Genomic DNA, 15,153 nt, shown 5'->3' with positions numbered 1-15,153 from the left:
TTCTAGGCCCGGCGCCAGCGGCGGCCGGACGATTGCAGCATGAGATCGGCGCCCGTGGGGCCCCAGGTCCCGGACTCGTAAGGTTCGGGCTTGGTGCCCGCCCAGAACTCCTCGAGCGGGTCGACGACGGCCCAGGAGGCGTCGACCTCCTGCGCGTCGGGGAACAGGGTCTTGTCGCCCAGGAGGACGTCCAGGATGAGCCGCTCGTACGCCTCGGGGCTGGACTCGGTGAAGGTCTCGCCGTAGCCGAAGCCCATCGAGATGTCCCGCAGCTCCATGCCGGTGCCGGGGACCTTCGAGCCGAACTTCACCGTGATGCCCTCGTCCGGCTGGACGCGGATGACCAGCTGGTTGTTGCCGAGCGTCTTGGTGTCGTAGTCGGCGAAGGGCATGTGCGGGGCCTCCTTGAAGACCACCGCGATCTCGGTGACCCGCTTGGGGAGCCGCTTGCCCGTGCGCAGGTAGAACGGGACGCCGTTCCAGCGCCGGTTCTGGATGCCGAGCTGGACCGCCGCGTAGGTCTCGGTGGTCGAGGTCTGGGGGATGTTGTCCTCGGCGAGGTAGCCCTTGACGGGCCGGCCCTGGACCCAGCCGTCCGCGTACTGGCCGCGGATGGCGGTGGCCTCGAGGTCGTCGTGGAGCTTGATGGCCCGCAGGACCTTCAGCTTCTCGGTGCGGATCTCCTCGGCCTCGAACCCGTTGGGCTGCTCCATGGCCGCGATGGCCAGGAGCTGCAGCACGTGGTTCTGGAGGACGTCGCGGGCGGCGCCGTTGTCGTCGTAGAACCCGGCCCGGGAGCCGATGCCGACGTCCTCGGCCATGGTGATCTGGACGTGGTCGACGTAGTTGGAGTTCCAGATCGGCTCGAACATGGCGTTCGCGAAGCGCAGCGCGAAGATGTTCTGCACCGTCTCCTTGCCGAGGTAGTGGTCGATGCGGAACACGTCGTTCGCGGTGAACACCTCGTCGACGAGGTGGTTCAGCTCGGCCGCGGACTCGCGGTCCTCGCCGAACGGCTTCTCGACCACGACGCGGCGCCAGCCGCCGCCGTCCTGGCGGTTGTCCGACATGCCGGTGCGCTTGAGCTGCTTCAGCACGGTGGGGAACGCCAGCGGCGGGATCGAGAAGTAGAACGCCGCGTTGCCGACGATGCCGTGCGTCTCGCGCAGCTCGTCCACAGTGGCGTCGAGGCGGTTGAAGGCCTCGTCGTCGTCGAACGTGCCGGGCACGAACTTGAAGCTGCCGGCCAGGCGGGCCCAGACCTCTTCGCGCCAGGGGGTGCGGGCGTGCGACTTGGCGGCCTCGCGGGCCATCTCCTCGAACGTCTCGTCGCCCCAGTCGCGGCGGGCGAACCCGACGATCACGAACGACGCCGGGAGCAGGCCCCGGTTGGCGAGGTCGTAGACCGCCGGGATGAGCTTCTTCTTCGCGAGGTCGCCGGTGACACCGAAGATCACCAGGGCGCACGGCTCGGGGATCCGCGGGAGCCGCCGGTCGGCGGGGTCGCGCAGGGGATTGCTGGTGTGCAGGGTCTCGCCCATCTAGCTCAGCTCCCTCACGGCGTGAAGGATCTGGTTGACACCGCGCTTGCGGTCGGTCAGGTGCAGGCGCACGAGCGGGCGCTCGCGCGACTCGAGGGCCTGGCGGTCCCCGGCGGCCTGCGCGGCCTGGAGCCCGGCGAACGTGTAGTCGCGGCCCGGGATCTCCAGGTCCTGCTCGACCTCGCCGGTGAGCTGCAGGAACACCCCGGTCTGGCGGCCGCCCTTGTGGAACTGGCCCGTGGAGTGCAGGAACCGCGGTCCCCAGCCCCACGTGACGGGCGCGCCGGTGCGGTCGGCCAGCTCGGCCCGGAGCTTCGCCACGTCGGCGTCCGCGATCCGGTCGAGGTAGGCGAGCACTGCGATGTACGCGCCCTCGCTGTCGGCGTCGGTGAGCAGCTCACCGAGCGCGCCCGCGACCGTGGTCGAGTGCGAGCCGTAGATCTCCACCGCGCCGTCGACGGCGTGCGGACGCTCCTCCGGGAGGCCGTCGGCGAGGATGCGGTTCGTGTTGTTCTTCGACTCGGTGACGTTCGGCTGGTTGAACGGGTCGATGCCGATCAGGTAGCCCGCGTAGGCGGTCGCGAGCTCCCACGCGAGGAACTGCGCGCCCAGGGGGCCGTTGACGACCACATCGGGCATCGCCAGTGCCGAACCCGAGGACGGCAGGCCCGTCGAGGAGCCCCCGACGGTGGCGTACACGCGGTCGGAGCCGCGCGCGCCCGCCGCGGCGGGGCCTTCGAGGACGACCGGGAGGGTGCCCTTGCCGTCCTTGCCGAGGGACTCGGCGATGAGCTGCTCGGCCCAGTCGCCCAGGCCCACGACGCCGGTGCCGTCGTCGGCGATGGTGATCGTCGGCTTGGCCGCGATGACCGCGCCGAGCACGACCGCCGGGTCGTCGTCCTCGCTGCCGATGGTGGCCGCGAAGGCCTCGGCCTGGTCGATGAGCTCGGCGACGTCGGCGCCCGCGAGCGCGGTCGGGACGAGCCCGAACGCGGTGAGCGCCGAGTAGCGCCCGCCCACGGTGGCGTCGGCGAGGAACAGGTGCGAGCCCTGCTTCGTCGCGAGCTCCTCGAGTGCGGAGCCGGGGTCGGTGACGAACACGAAGCGGCCCGCGTGCTCGGTGATGCCGATGGACTCGAAGGCCTGCTCGAAGGCGCGGCGCTGGGAGTCGGTCTCCACGGTGGACCCGGACTTGGAGGAGACGACGACTGCGGTGCGCCGCAGCGAGGCCTCGCCGAGCTCGGCCAGGATCTGGCCGGGGTCGGTGGTGTCGAGGATGCTGATCCCCAGGTCCAGGGTGCGGGAGATGACCTCGGGGGCGAGCGAGGAGCCGCCCATGCCCGCGAGGGCGATGTGGTCGACGCCCTGCTCGTTCAGTTCGGCGCGGAGCTTCGCGAGCGGCGCGAGGAGCTCCTTCGACTTCTCGAAGGTGTCGACCCAGCCGAGCCGGATCGCGGCCTCCTCCGCGGCCTCGGGACCCCACAGGGTGGCGTCCTTGGCGGCGACCTTGGCCGGGACGCCCTCGGTCCGGAGCCGCTCGACGGCCGCGTTCACGTCGACGCCGGTCGTTACGGCCAGGCCCCCGGCGGCTTCCATCTTGCCCATCACATCGCTCACTTCTGTGCTCCGCTTTCTACAACCGTGCTCTCGCCGAGCTTCGATTCGATCTGCCCCAGGAGCTGCTTCCAGCTGACGATGAACTTCTCGACGCCCTCGTCCTCGAGCACCTGCACGACGTCGTCGTACTCGACGCCGACGCGCTCGAGCTCGAGCATGACGGTCGCCGCGTCCGCGTAGAACGGGCGGACGGTGTCCGCCTCGACCTCGCCGTGGTCGGCGAAGTCCTGCATGGTGCCCTCGGGCATGGTGTTGACGGTGCCGGGGGCGATGAGGTCCTCGACGTACATGACGTCGCGGTAGTCGGCGCTCTTGACCGAAGTGGACGCCCACAGCGGGCGCTGCGGGACGGCCCCGGCGGCGGCGAGCGACTCCCAGCGCCCGGACCCGAAGGCGTTCTCGAACTCCTGGTACGCCAAGCGCGCGTTCGCGATCGCGGCCTTGCCCTTGAGGGCCAGGGCCTCGTCGGTGCCGATGCCCTCGAGCCGCTTGTCGATCTCGGAGTCCACACGGGACACGAAGAAGGAGGCGACGGAGCGGATCTGCGACAGGTCGTGCCCGGCGGCCTTGGCGGACTCCAGGCCCGCCATGTACGCGTCCATGACCTCGCGGTAGCGCTGCAGCGAGAAGATCAGCGTCACGTTGACGCTGATGCCCGCCGCGATCGCGGCCGTGATGGCGGGGAGCCCGGCCCGGGTGGCGGGGATCTTGATCATCGTGTTCGGCCGGTCCACGGCCCACCACAGGGCCTTGGCCTCGGCGATGGTCGCCTGCGTCTCGTGGGCGAGGCGCGGGTCGACCTCGATGGACACGCGGCCGTCCTGGCCCCCGGTGGTCTCGAAGACCGGGGCCAGGACGTCCGCCGCCCAGCGGATGTCGAAGGTGGTGATGGCGCGAGCGGCCTCGTCGACGCTCACTCCGCGGACCGCGAGGTCCGCGATCTGCTCGTCGTAGGCGTTGCCCTTGGCAACGGCCGCCGCGAAAATGGACGGGTTCGAGGTGACGCCCGCGACGGACGACCCGGCGATGAGGTCCTTCAGGTTGCCCGTCTCCAGGCGTTCACGCGAGATGTCGTCCAGCCAGACGGACACCCCCGCCGCCGACAGTCCGGCAAGGTTCTCGTTCGCGCTCATCGTGCTCCTCCAGCTTTCCAGCTAGTTCTTCGACGTTGCTACTGCTGTGCCTTCTTGATGGAGGAGCGGGCCGCGTCCGCCACTGCGGCGGCGGTGATGCCGAACTCCTCGTACAGCTTCTCGAACGGCGCGGAGGCACCGAAGTGTTCCAGGGAGACGCTGACTCCTGCGTCACCCACGAGGTCCCTCCAGGACAGGCCGATGCCCGCCTCGACGGACACGCGGGCCTTGACCGCCTTGGGCAGCACCGATTCCCGGTAGTCCTCGTCCTGCTCGTCGAACCACTCGATCGACGGCACGGACACGACGCGGGCCTTGACGCCTTCGCCCGCAAGGGACTCGGCGGCCTCGACCGCGAGCTGCACCTCGGAGCCGGAGGCCATGAGGATCACGTCAGGGGTGCCCTCGGTGTCCAGGAGCGTGTACGCGCCCTTCGCGGCGCCCTCGGCCGAAGCGAACTTCGTGCGGTCCCACACCGGGATGTTCTGGCGGGTCAGCGCCAGCGCGGCCGGGCGGTCGGTCTTGCCCAGCAGCGTCTTCCAGACCACGGCGGTCTCGTTCGCGTCGCCGGGACGGATGACGTCCAGGCCCGGGATGGCGCGCAGGGAGGCCAGGTGCTCCACCGGCTGGTGGGTCGGGCCGTCCTCGCCGAGGCCGATCGAGTCGTGCGTCCACACGTAGACCACGGGGGTCTTCATGAGGGCCGCGAGGCGGACCGCGCCGCGCATGTAGTCGGAGAACACGAGGAACGTGCCGCCGTAGGGACGGGTCGGGCCGTGGAGCTTGATGCCGTTGAGGATCGTGCCCATCGCGAACTCGCGGATGCCGAAGTGGAGGGTGCGGCCGTACGGGTTGCCCGGGTAGGCCTTCGTCTGGCGCGACAGCGGCAGGAACGACGGCTCGCCGTCCATCGTGGTGTTGTTCGAGCCGGCGAGGTCGGCCGAGCCGCCCCACAGCTCGGGCAGGACCGGCGCGAGCGCCGACAGGACCTTGCCGGAGGCCGAACGGGTCGCGACGCCCTTGGCGGACGGCTCGAACACCGGGAACGCGTCCTCGAAGCCCTCGGGGAACTCGCCCGCCCACAGGCGCGCGTGCAGGGCCTTGTTCGCGGGGTTGGCGGCGGCCCAGTTGTTGAAGTCGGTCTCCCACGCGGCGCGCAGGTCCTGGCCGCGGCGGATCGAACCGCGCGTGTACTCCAGCACGTCCTCGGGCACGTTGAACGACACGGCCGGGTCGAAGCCGAGCAGCTCCTTGGTCGCGGCGATCTCCTCGGCGCCCAAGGCGGAGCCGTGCGCGGCGTAGGAGTTCTGCTTCTTCGGCGCGGGCCAGCCGATGATGGTCTTCAGGCGGATCAGCGAGGGCTTGTCGGTGACGGCCTTGGCCTTCTCGATCGCCTCGAAGAGGGCCTTCGGGTCCTCCTCGTACTCGGACCCGGACTTCCAGTCGACGGTCTGGACGTGCCAGCCGTACGCCTCGTAGCGCTTGGCGACGTCCTCGCCGAGGGCGATCTTGGTGTCGTCCTCGATGGAGATCTCGTTGTCGTCGTAGACGACGACGAGGTTGCCCAACTCCTGCACGCCCGCGATCGCGGAGGCCTCGTGCGTCACGCCCTCCTCGATGTCGCCGTCCGACGCGATCACGTACACGTGGTGGTCGAACAGGCTCTCGCCAACGGCCGGCTCCGGGTCGAACAGGCCGCGCTCGCGGCGGGCGGCCATCGCCATGCCCACAGCGGTCGCCAGGCCCTGGCCGAGCGGCCCGGTGGTGGTCTCAACGCCGGCGGTGTGGCCCACCTCGGGGTGGCCCGGGGTCAGCGAACCCCACTGGCGCAGGCTCTGCAGGTCCTCAAGCTCCAGGCCGTAGCCCTGGAGGTACAGCTGCACGTACAGCGTCAGGCTGGAGTGGCCGCACGAGAGCACGAAGCGGTCGCGGCCTTCCCAGTCGGGGGCGCTCGGGTCGTGGCGCATGACCTTCTGGAACAAGGTGTGCGCGACCGGCGCGAGGCTCATGGCGGTGCCGGGGTGGCCGTTGCCGGCCTTCTCCACCGCGTCGGCGGCGAGCAGCCGCGCCGTGTCGACCGCCTTCTGGTCGAGTACGGTCCACTCGAACTGTGCCACTGGGATACTCCTTGATACTCGTCGTATTTGGGCCATTGACGTGTGCCTTCTGACCCTACCTACACAGGCTGAACTTTATGCGCGGTCTCTCGGAGGTCGGAATTCAGCGGCTTGTGAGCCCGCCCACGAGCAAGTCTCCCATCAGAAACGCCCAGGTAGGGCCCCTAGACCCAGGCCCAGGTCACCTCCTCACGGCCCGTATGGTGGGCGGTGATGAACGAGGACCCGACCCGCGCCCTGGCCGACCGCCCCCGGCCCCAGGCCCGCAAGCGAATCGAACTGCCCGCGCCCGGGAGCGAGACCCCGGCCAGACCGTCCTTCAGGACGCTCGTCGGCGCCTACGTCTCGCTGACGAAGCCGCGCATCGTCGAACTGCTCCTCATCACCACCATCCCGGCGATGCTCGTCGCCGCGCGCATGGAGAACGACGCGCTCCCCTCGCTCACCGCGGTCCTCGCGACGATCATCGGCGGCGCGCTCGCCGCCGGGTCGGCGAACGCGATCAACTGCTACATCGACCGCGACATCGACCAGCTCATGGCCCGCACCTCGCGCCGCCCGCTGGCCAAGCACCAGATCCCGCCGCGCAACGCCCTGATCTTCGGCCTCGTCATCGGCGCCGTCGCGGTCCTCGGCATGGGCCTGCTCGTCAACTGGCTCGCGGCGCTCCTCACTTTCGGCGCCATCGTCTACTACGACGTCGTCTACACGATCTGGCTCAAGCGCACCACCCCGTACAACACGGTCTGGGGCGGCGCGTGCGGCGCGGCCCCCGTGCTCATCGGCTGGGCGGCCGTCACCGGCCACATGTCCTGGATGGCCTGGGTCCTCTTCGCGATCGTCTTCCTCTGGCAGCCCCCGCACTTCTACGTGCTCGCCATGAAGTTCAAGGACGACTACGCCGCCGCGGGCATCCCGATGCTCCCCGTCGTCGCCCCCGCCAGGCGCGTCGCGATCGAGTCCGTGGTCTACGGCTGGGCGATGCTCGCCGTCTCCGTCGTGCCCATGTTCCTCCAGCCCGGCACGACCTGGCTCTACGGCGTCGTCGCGGTCGTGGCCGGCGGCCTGTTCGTCCTGGAGTGCCACAAGCTCCTCGGCCGCGTCAACCGCGGCGAGGACCCCAAGCCGATGCGCCTCTTCCACTGGTCGACCAGCTACCTGACGCTCCTGTTCCTCACGCTGGCGATCGACTCCTTCCTCATGTAGGACGGCGCCCGCTCAGCGGTAGTCGATCACTTCGACCAGCGAGGTCGAGTCGACGCGGTTGAGGGCGCGGCACTCCGGGCAGCGCACGCGGGTCACGTCGCTGTAGCGGATGCCGTCGATCCATGCGTGCCGGCAGCGGCCGCAGCGGATCTCGGCCAGGAAGTTGTCGACGGTGCCGCGCATCGCGAGCAGGTAGTTGTGGAAGCCGTCGATGAGGGACTCGATGGAGCCCTCGCAGTCGACGGCGTCCGTGTCCAGCTGCCAGGCGCGCAGCCGCTCCAGGTAGAGGCTGCTGCTGTCGGTGCCCCAGACCCCGTCCTCGGTTTCGACCACGATGTACGTCGTGTCGTCCGCGATCGGCTCTTTGCGCAGGAAGGCCTTCGCCTTCTCCGGGTCGGTGCCCGTGTACGTGATGTACCGGCGCCCCTCCCGCTTCTCGATGTACCTGAAGGTGAGGCCGGCCGCCTCGGCCCTGCGCCGGGCGTCGTCCGCGGCCTGCCGGGTCGCGTAGACGATGTCGACGTACTCGGATTCGCGGCGCCGTTTGAACCATCCCATCGCTGCCTCCCAGTCGCGCTCGGGTTCCGGTCGCGACGCTAAGCGGAGGCGTTCGGGACCGGTCCCGAGTTGAGCCCCGGCGGGCCGGCCCGGGTGTCGCACCACGGGCCTATCGTCGGGGGCGACACTCCCTGACGAAGGACCCCGATGACCGATCACGTTGCCCTCCAAGAAGACCAGCTCCAGCTCCCGGCGGCCTGGACCGCCAGGCTGCTGCCGTGGCGCGGCAAGCGCACCGGGAAGCCGTTCACTCCCGCCGACCCCTCCGTCATCGTCGGCCAGCGGCAGAAGATCGCCGCCCGCTACGTGAAGGTCCAGACCGCTCTGGGGCTGCGCGAGAACGCCCGGTACGCCGCGGACGCCCAGGCGTACCTCGCCGGCGAGGCGAACCCGCGCGGCGCGGCCGCCGTGGCGACGCTGATCCTCGACTACGAAGGGCGCTCGCGCGAGTCGTGGCTGCGCCCCGAGTTCGACTTCTGGCTGCACGAGCACGGCCTGCCGTTCGCGGTGGCCGCCGCCGTCGAACGCCTCGCGGTCTGCCCGACGACGAGCGGCTACTACGGCGGAGCGGCCATCGCCAAGCGCACCGTCTTCGAGCACGACGTCGCGCACGCGGACACGGCCGTGCACGAACTCGACCACGGCGATATCGCCGCCCTGCGCTCGCTGCTCGCATCAGTCTCGGACGAGGCGTACGCCGAGGTCGTCGCGGCCGTCGCCGGCCACCGCGACTCCGGGGCCAAGCGCATCGCCGCCATGCTCCTGCTCCCAACTGAGGACGCCTGGGTCACGGAGGCCTGCACCGAGTACGCGAAGGCCCGCAGGTACATCTCTCCGTCAGACGCGATCGTCTGGGCCAGTGCCGGCAGCCCCGAGCAGCTGGCGGCGGCGGGTTTCACCGTGATCCCGGACTACTACCGGGTCGAGTCCGCGACCACCGCGAACGCCCTCGCGAACATGGGGGAGCGGGCGCTGCCGCTCCTGATCAAGACGTACGGGCGCACCGACCGCTCCGACGAGCCCTTCAGGAAGGTCCTCTACCGCGGCATCGCGGCGGTGCCGAGCGACGAGGCCGTCGCGTTCGTGCTCGAACGCCTCGACCTCCCGCACGTGTGGGACGCCGCGGCCGAGGCCGCCGCCCACTTCCCCGTCCGCACCCTCCGCGCCGCGGCGCGCCTCGTCCCGAACGCGACCGCCGACCTGCGCACCTGGCTGGCCGCCGTCGCGAACCTCGTCGACCCCGCGCTCCACGCGCACCTCGAAGCGGCGGACCGGGCGGCCCTCGCCGACCTCCTCGCCGGGGGCGGGCGCGTCCCCGAGGCCGGCCCCGGCGAGCTGCCGCCGCTGCTCGTCGCCCCGCCATGGACCCGCAAGCGCCCCAAGGCGAAACGCGTCGTCATCGACGGGCTCGAGCCGCCCGCCGCGTCCCGTCTGGCATGGGCCGCGGGCGAACGGGAGGCCTGGGGCCGGGTCCGCGGCCACTGGGACCTGGACGACGCCTACTGGCTCGGCACGGACACCATCGAACCGGACGACTGGCGGCTGGTCGCCTTCCTCGCGTACGCGGAGACCGAGCGGGCCGAACCGCTCCTGGAGCACTGGGACGCCGACAAGGCCGCCGGCAACGAGCCCCAACTCCAGCGGGTCCTCGCCCGGTACGGCGAGCGCGTGATCGACCGGGTGCTCGTCTTCCCCGCGACCGAGCACACCGCCCTGGAACTGCCCGGGCCGATCCTCAACCAGGCCGCCGCCCGCATCGCCGCCGAACGCCTGGCCCGCTTGAAGGGCGCCCGGCCCAGCGCCATCCGCTGGCTCGAGCGGCACGGGCTCGCCGCCGTCCCGTACCTCGTGCCCGACGCGCTCGGCGCTGACAAGAAGCGCCGCTCGTACGCCGAGGCCGCGCTGCTCCTCCTCGCCGCGCGCCACGGCGACACCGCCGTCGCGGCCGGAGCCGAGACGTACGGACCCGAGGCGGCCGCGGCGATCAGGGCCCTGCTCGACGTCGACCCGTTCGAACCGCGTGTCAGCGTCCCCAAGCCCGGCAGCTGGGCCACGCCGCTGATCCTGCCGCAGGTGCTCCTCAAGGGCGGCGAGCGGGCCCTGCCCGCCGAGGCGGTCGCGCACCTGATCACCGTGCTGGCCTTGGGAACCCCGGACTACGACTACCCGGGGGTCGCGGTCGTCGCCGAGGCCTGCGACCGCGCGTCCCTCACCAGGTTCAGCCGCGCCCTGTTCGACCGGTGGACCGCGGTCGGGTCCCCCGCGAAGGACTCTTGGGCGTTCACGCAGCTCATGCACTTCGCCGACGACGCCGCCGTGTGGGACCTCGCCGCGCTCATCCGCGAATGGCCCGGCCAGAGCCAGCACAAGCGCGCCGTCACGGGCCTGGCCGTGCTGGGCGCGATCGGCAGCGAGACGGCACTGCGGGCCGTGCAGACCATCGCGGAGAAGGTGAAGTTCAAGGCGCTCAAGGAGGAGGCGGGCCGCCAGATCACCCGCATCGCCGACGACCTCGGGTTGACCCGCGAGCAGCTCGCCGACCGCCTCGTGCCCGACTTCGGGCTCGGCGAGGAGGCCGCGCTCGTCCTCGACTACGGGCCGCGCCGGTTCTTCGTGGCCTTCGACGAGCAGCTCAAGCCGTTCGTCCGCGACGGCGACGGCAAGCCCCGCAAAGCGCTGCCCAAGCCCGGCGCGAAGGACGACCCGGAGCTCGCCGAGGAGGCCTACCAGCGGTTCAGCGCGTTGAAGAAGGAGCTGCGCAGCGTCGCCGCCGACCAGGTGCGCCGGCTGGAGAACGCCATGGTCGCCGGCCGCGAATGGACCTTGGAGGAGTTCCGCCGCTACTTCGCCGAGCACCCGCTCACCGGGCACCTGGCGCGCCGCGTCGTCTGGCTCGCCGAGCACGCCGAACGCCGGTTCGGGTTCCGCATCGCCGAGGACGGGACCTTCAGCGACGTCGAGGACGACACCGTCGAACTCGACGCGGCCGCGCGCATCCGCATCGCGCACCCCGTCCACCTCGGCGCCGCGACCGCCGCGTGGGCGGCAGTCCTCGCCGACTACGAGGTGCTGCAGCCGTTCGAGCAGCTGAACCGCCCCGTCATGGCGTTCCGCGACGATGAGCTGGCCACCGGCCGCCTCAAGCGCTTCGAAGGCGCCACAGTGGACGTGGGCCGCGTGCTCGGCCTGACGCAGCGCGGCTGGAACCGGGCCGCGCCCGAGGACGGCGGCGTCGCCCCCGGGATCTCGTACCCGCTGCCCGGCGGCGGTTTCGTGGTCGTCTCGCTCGAACCCGGCATCTGGGTCGGCGCGGTCGGCGAGGCCCCGGACCAGACCGTCGAGAGCGTCGGGCTCGACCGGTTCGAGCGCTACGCGTGGTCGAACGCCCACGACTTCACGCGCGAGGTCCCCGACGGCATCGACCCGGTCGTCGCCTCCGAGGTCCTGGCGTCGCTGGCCCGGCTCACCGGCACCGCATAGTGTCCGATTCGTGACCGAACGGGAGTGTCGCACCGGTTTTCTATCCTCGGCTGCGACACTCCCGGCCGCACGAAGGACGCAGATGACGGCATCGCTTGCACCCCAGGAAGACCAGGTCCACCTTCCGAAGACCTGGGAACGGCACGTGAAACCGACCCGCAGCATCGGCAAGCCCCGCAAGGTCACTGCGTCGTCCGAAACGGGCGGCCTGCTGTTCGCCGAGCACGAGCGGTGGGCCCGCGCCGTCCTCGACCTCACCCGCGACGAGCGGCTGCGACAGGCGGGACTCGCCTTCCTCGACGGGGCCGCCGACCCGCTCGGCGCGGCCGTCGCGACCGCCCTCATCTGCCATTACGTGGGCGGCTACAACCCGGGGACCACCGAATTCATCAAGCGGAAGGCGACCGCGTCCCGCGCCATGGTCGCCCGGCTCACCGCCGACCACGGCCTGCCGTTCGCCGCCGCGGCCGCCGCGATGCTCTTCACGCTCGACACCGGCACGGACCTCCTCGACGTTCGCCTGCGGCAGGTGCATCCCGACGACTACGGCTGGCACCGCAGCGTCCCCGACGGCCTGCTCGCCGACTGCCGCCACCTGATCGCCGCCGCCTCCGACTCCGAATACGCCGCAGTCCGCGAAGCGCTCGCACACCACCGCACCAACCCGGTCGAGCGGCTCGCGGTCACCCTGCTCGTCCCCGACGAGCGGGCCTGGACCGACGAGGTGTGCGACGAGCACCAGGACGGCCGACTCTCATCGCACCCCACCGAGCTGCTGGTGACGCAGGCGGTCACCACCCCCGGCCAGCTGCGCGCCCTCGGCCCGCTCCGCATCCCGCCCTACCGCCTGGACACGCCCGAGCTCGCGAACCTCGTCAAGCGCCTCGGCGCCGCAGCCGCCCCGATCGTGATCGACAGCGTGAAGGACACCCACCCCGTGGCCTGGCGGCGGCGGCTCCACAAGGCACTCGGCGGCCTCCCCTCCGACGACGCCGCCGGATACCTCCTCGACCGGCTCCAGGAGCCGGACGTCATGGGCGTCGCGACCGAGTTCGCGTCGCGCTACCCGCTGCGGACGCTCCGCGCCGCAGCCGCACGTCTCCCCGAAGCGGGCCCGGACCAGCGCAAGCGCCTCACGCAGCTCCTCCATGCCGACCCGGCCGTCGCTGCGGCCGTGCCGGGGCTCGACGAGGCGGCGCTGCACACGGTCGGCCCGCTCTTCGCCGGCACCGACCGCGCGCCGTACGCCGACCCGGCCGAACTGCCGCTCCTGCTCGCCGCCCCGCCGTGGACCGCCAAGCGCGCCAAGCGGAAAGCTGTGGTCATCGAAGGGCTCGTGCCGCCTGCGATCAACCGGGTGGTGTGGGCCGAGAACGAACGCGACCACTTCGCGGGCGCCCACACCCCGTGGGAGGACGAGCGCGACGAGGCCGCATGGCGACTCGAGGCCCGCCGGCTCGAACTCGGCAGAACGACCAGCGAGCGGGGCCTGTACCTGCTGGCCAACGCCCCGGCCGCGATCATCGCGCCGGTCGCCGACCGCTGGCTCGCGCGCGAGCCCCTCGGCTACATGCGGCAGTACGAGCTGGGTCGGGCCCTGGCGTGCTTCGAGACGGCCGTGTCCGAACAGGTGGCGGTGGCCGCGGGGTTCCAGGCCGACTACCGCCGGACGGCCCTGCCGATCGCGAACCGCACCGCCGCGAGGCTGATGGCCGACGCGTTCGTGCGGCTGAAGTCCGTGCGCCGCACCGCGACCGAATGGCTCGCCCGCCACGCCGCCGACGCCGCCGTGCTCCTCGTCCCGGACGCCCTCGGTGCGGACAAGAAGCGGCGCAAGAACGCGACGGCCGCGCTCGCCCACCTCGCGGCCACCCGTGGACCCGAGCTCGTGCGCGACGCCGCGAAGCACTACGGCGACGAAGCCGTCGCCGCCCTCGGCCCCATTGTGGACGCCGATTCGCTCGACCCGGTCGGCGTGACGATCCCCAAGCGGCCCGCCTGGGCCGCACCGGCACTCCTCCCGCAGGTGCTCCTCGCCGGAGGCGAACGGGCACTGCCGCCCCAGGCGGTCGAACATCTGCTCACCGTCCTCGCGATCGACTCGCCCGACCAGCCCTACCCCGGCGTCGCCGTCATCGCCGAGGCCTGCGACCGCGCCTCCCTGGGCCGCTGCTCGCTCGCGCTCTTCGAGCAGTGGCTCAGCGCGGGTGCATCGCCCATCGATGCCTGGGCGCTGCACCAGCTCGCCCACTTCGCCGACGACGAGGCGGTGCGCACCCTCGCCGCACTCGTCGCGAAGTGGCCGGGGGAGCACCAGCACCAGCGGGCCGTGGCAGGCCTCAAGGTCCTCGGCGCGATCGGGACCGAGGCCGCGATGCGCGCCGTCCAGACCATCGCCGACAAGGCCCGGTTCGACGAGATCCGCTGGCAGGCCGGCGCCCAGATCGAGGCCATCGCCGCGCGGCGCGGCCTGACCGCCGACCAGCTCGCCGACCGCCTCCTGCCCGACTTCGGGCTCGGCGAGGAGGCCGCGCTCGTCCTCGACTACGGGCCGCGGCAGTTCACCGTGCGCTTCGACGAGCACCTGAAGCCCTTCGTCCAAGACGGCGACGGCAAGCCCCGCAAGGCACTCCCCAAGCCCGGCAAGAACGACGACACCGCGAGGGCCGACGACGCCTACCAGCGCTTCACCGTGCTGAAGAAGGACCTGCGCACCGTCGCCGCCGATCTCGTCAAACGCCTCGAAACAGCCATGATCGACGGTCGCCTGTGGACTGTTCCGGACTTCCGCGAGTACTACGTCGAGCACGCGCTCGCCGGCCACCTCGCGCGGCGGCTCGTCTGGATCGCCGAGCACGACGGGGTCCGCACCGGCTTCCGCATCGCCGAGGACGGGACCTTCAGCGACGTTCATGACGAGACCTTCACGCCCGCAACCGAATCCGCGATCCGCCTCGCGCACCCGGTGCTCCTCGCCTCCGAAGCGGTCCAAGCCTGGGGGGAGGTGCTGGCCGACTACGAGATCCTCCAGCCGTTCGAGCAGATCAGCCGGCCGGTCCTGGCCTTCCGCGACGATGAGCTCGCCACCGGCCGCCTCACCCGCTTCGAAGGCGGCACCGTGCCGGTCGGCGCGGTCCTCGGCCTCGTCAACCGCGGCTGGATGCGCGCCCAGCCCGAGGACGGCGGCGTCGAACCCGGCATCCTCTACGCCCTCACCGGCAGCGGCCACCTCACCGTGGAACTGGAACCGGGCATCTGCACCGGCTCGGTGAACGCCTACCCCGACCAGAAGATCGCCAGCGTCTGCCTCAACCGCAGCGGCGACTTCGGCGAACCGTTCCTCCCTGACGACGAGCGGCTGGGCGACGTCGACCCCGTCCGCGCCTCCGAGGCCCTGAGCGGCCTCGCCCGCCTCACCGGCGCCGCGGCCCCGCAAGGCGACCGATGACATTGGGCCCCAGCGCGAACACCGTGTCGTACCCGGTTCCTAAGCTGACGCCC

8 protein-coding genes are annotated in these 15,153 nt (G+C 71.5%); 3 read left to right on the top strand and 5 right to left on the bottom strand.

The genetic code is table 11. The features are described 5' to 3' along the window. Window positions 1-2: 2 nt before the first annotated feature. From zwf to tkt, 4 genes are read right to left on the bottom strand one after another with little or no spacing between them, the layout of a single operon-like run. The gene (zwf, locus tag AB0I03_RS00180) at window positions 3-1,541 is read right to left on the bottom strand and encodes a glucose-6-phosphate dehydrogenase (protein ID WP_360403879.1); all 1,539 of its coding nucleotides are present in this window, start codon (window positions 1,539-1,541) and stop codon (window positions 3-5) included. Next, entirely contained in the window at window positions 1,542-3,158 is a 1,617-nt protein-coding gene (locus tag AB0I03_RS00175; RefSeq protein WP_360403876.1) for a glucose-6-phosphate isomerase, read from the bottom strand. Next, a complete protein-coding gene (gene tal / locus AB0I03_RS00170; RefSeq protein WP_360403873.1) occupies window positions 3,155-4,291 on the bottom strand; it encodes a transaldolase in 1,137 nt (378 codons plus the stop codon). The genes AB0I03_RS00175 and tal overlap by 4 nt, the downstream gene beginning before the upstream one ends. Before the next feature lie 38 nt (window positions 4,292-4,329). Then, window positions 4,330-6,444, bottom strand: coding sequence for a transketolase (gene tkt / locus AB0I03_RS00165; RefSeq protein WP_360403870.1), 2,115 nt, complete (start codon window positions 6,442-6,444; stop codon window positions 4,330-4,332). 177 nt (window positions 6,445-6,621) lie between these two features. Here tkt and AB0I03_RS00160 point away from each other — a divergent pair, with 177 nt between their 5' ends. Continuing rightward, window positions 6,622-7,614: a heme o synthase gene (locus tag AB0I03_RS00160; protein WP_360403867.1), complete on the top strand. Its 993-nt coding sequence runs from the start codon at window positions 6,622-6,624 to the stop codon at window positions 7,612-7,614. Between the two features lie 12 nt (window positions 7,615-7,626). Here AB0I03_RS00160 and AB0I03_RS00155 read toward each other — a convergent pair whose 3' ends face one another. Then, window positions 7,627-8,172: a hypothetical protein gene (locus AB0I03_RS00155; protein ID WP_360403864.1), complete on the bottom strand. Its 546-nt coding sequence runs from the start codon at window positions 8,170-8,172 to the stop codon at window positions 7,627-7,629. Between the two features lie 147 nt (window positions 8,173-8,319). Here AB0I03_RS00155 and AB0I03_RS00150 point away from each other — a divergent pair, with 147 nt between their 5' ends. Next, window positions 8,320-11,652 carry a DUF4132 domain-containing protein gene (locus AB0I03_RS00150; RefSeq protein WP_360403861.1) on the top strand — a complete coding sequence of 1,111 codons (3,333 nt, stop codon included), beginning with the start codon at window positions 8,320-8,322 and terminating at the stop codon, window positions 11,650-11,652. Between the two features lie 82 nt (window positions 11,653-11,734). Beyond that, window positions 11,735-15,100, top strand: coding sequence for a DUF4132 domain-containing protein (locus tag AB0I03_RS00145; RefSeq protein ID WP_360403858.1), 3,366 nt, complete (start codon window positions 11,735-11,737; stop codon window positions 15,098-15,100). Window positions 15,101-15,153 lie beyond the last annotated feature (53 nt).

It is taken from the genome of Glycomyces sp. NPDC021274, assembly GCF_040641195.1.
GTDB lineage: Bacteria > Actinomycetota > Actinomycetes > Mycobacteriales > Micromonosporaceae > Glycomyces.
Note: the sequence above shows the minus strand (reverse complement) of the source record. Positions and strands in the feature narration are given on the sequence as shown.

Coding starts and splice junctions, on each gene's coding strand:
- AB0I03_RS00160 (WP_360403867.1), top strand. CDS start 6,622: ATGAACGAGGACCCGACCCGCGCCCTGGCCGACCGCCCCCGGCCCCAG.
- AB0I03_RS00155 (WP_360403864.1), bottom strand. CDS start 8,172: ATGGGATGGTTCAAACGGCGCCGCGAATCCGAGTACGTCGACATCGTC.
- tkt (WP_360403870.1), bottom strand. CDS start 6,444: ATGGCCCAAATACGACGAGTATCAAGGAGTATCCCAGTGGCACAGTTC.
- tal (WP_360403873.1), bottom strand. CDS start 4,291: ATGAGCGCGAACGAGAACCTTGCCGGACTGTCGGCGGCGGGGGTGTCC.
- zwf (WP_360403879.1), bottom strand. CDS start 1,541: ATGGGCGAGACCCTGCACACCAGCAATCCCCTGCGCGACCCCGCCGAC.
- AB0I03_RS00145 (WP_360403858.1), top strand. CDS start 11,735: ATGACGGCATCGCTTGCACCCCAGGAAGACCAGGTCCACCTTCCGAAG.
- AB0I03_RS00150 (WP_360403861.1), top strand. CDS start 8,320: ATGACCGATCACGTTGCCCTCCAAGAAGACCAGCTCCAGCTCCCGGCG.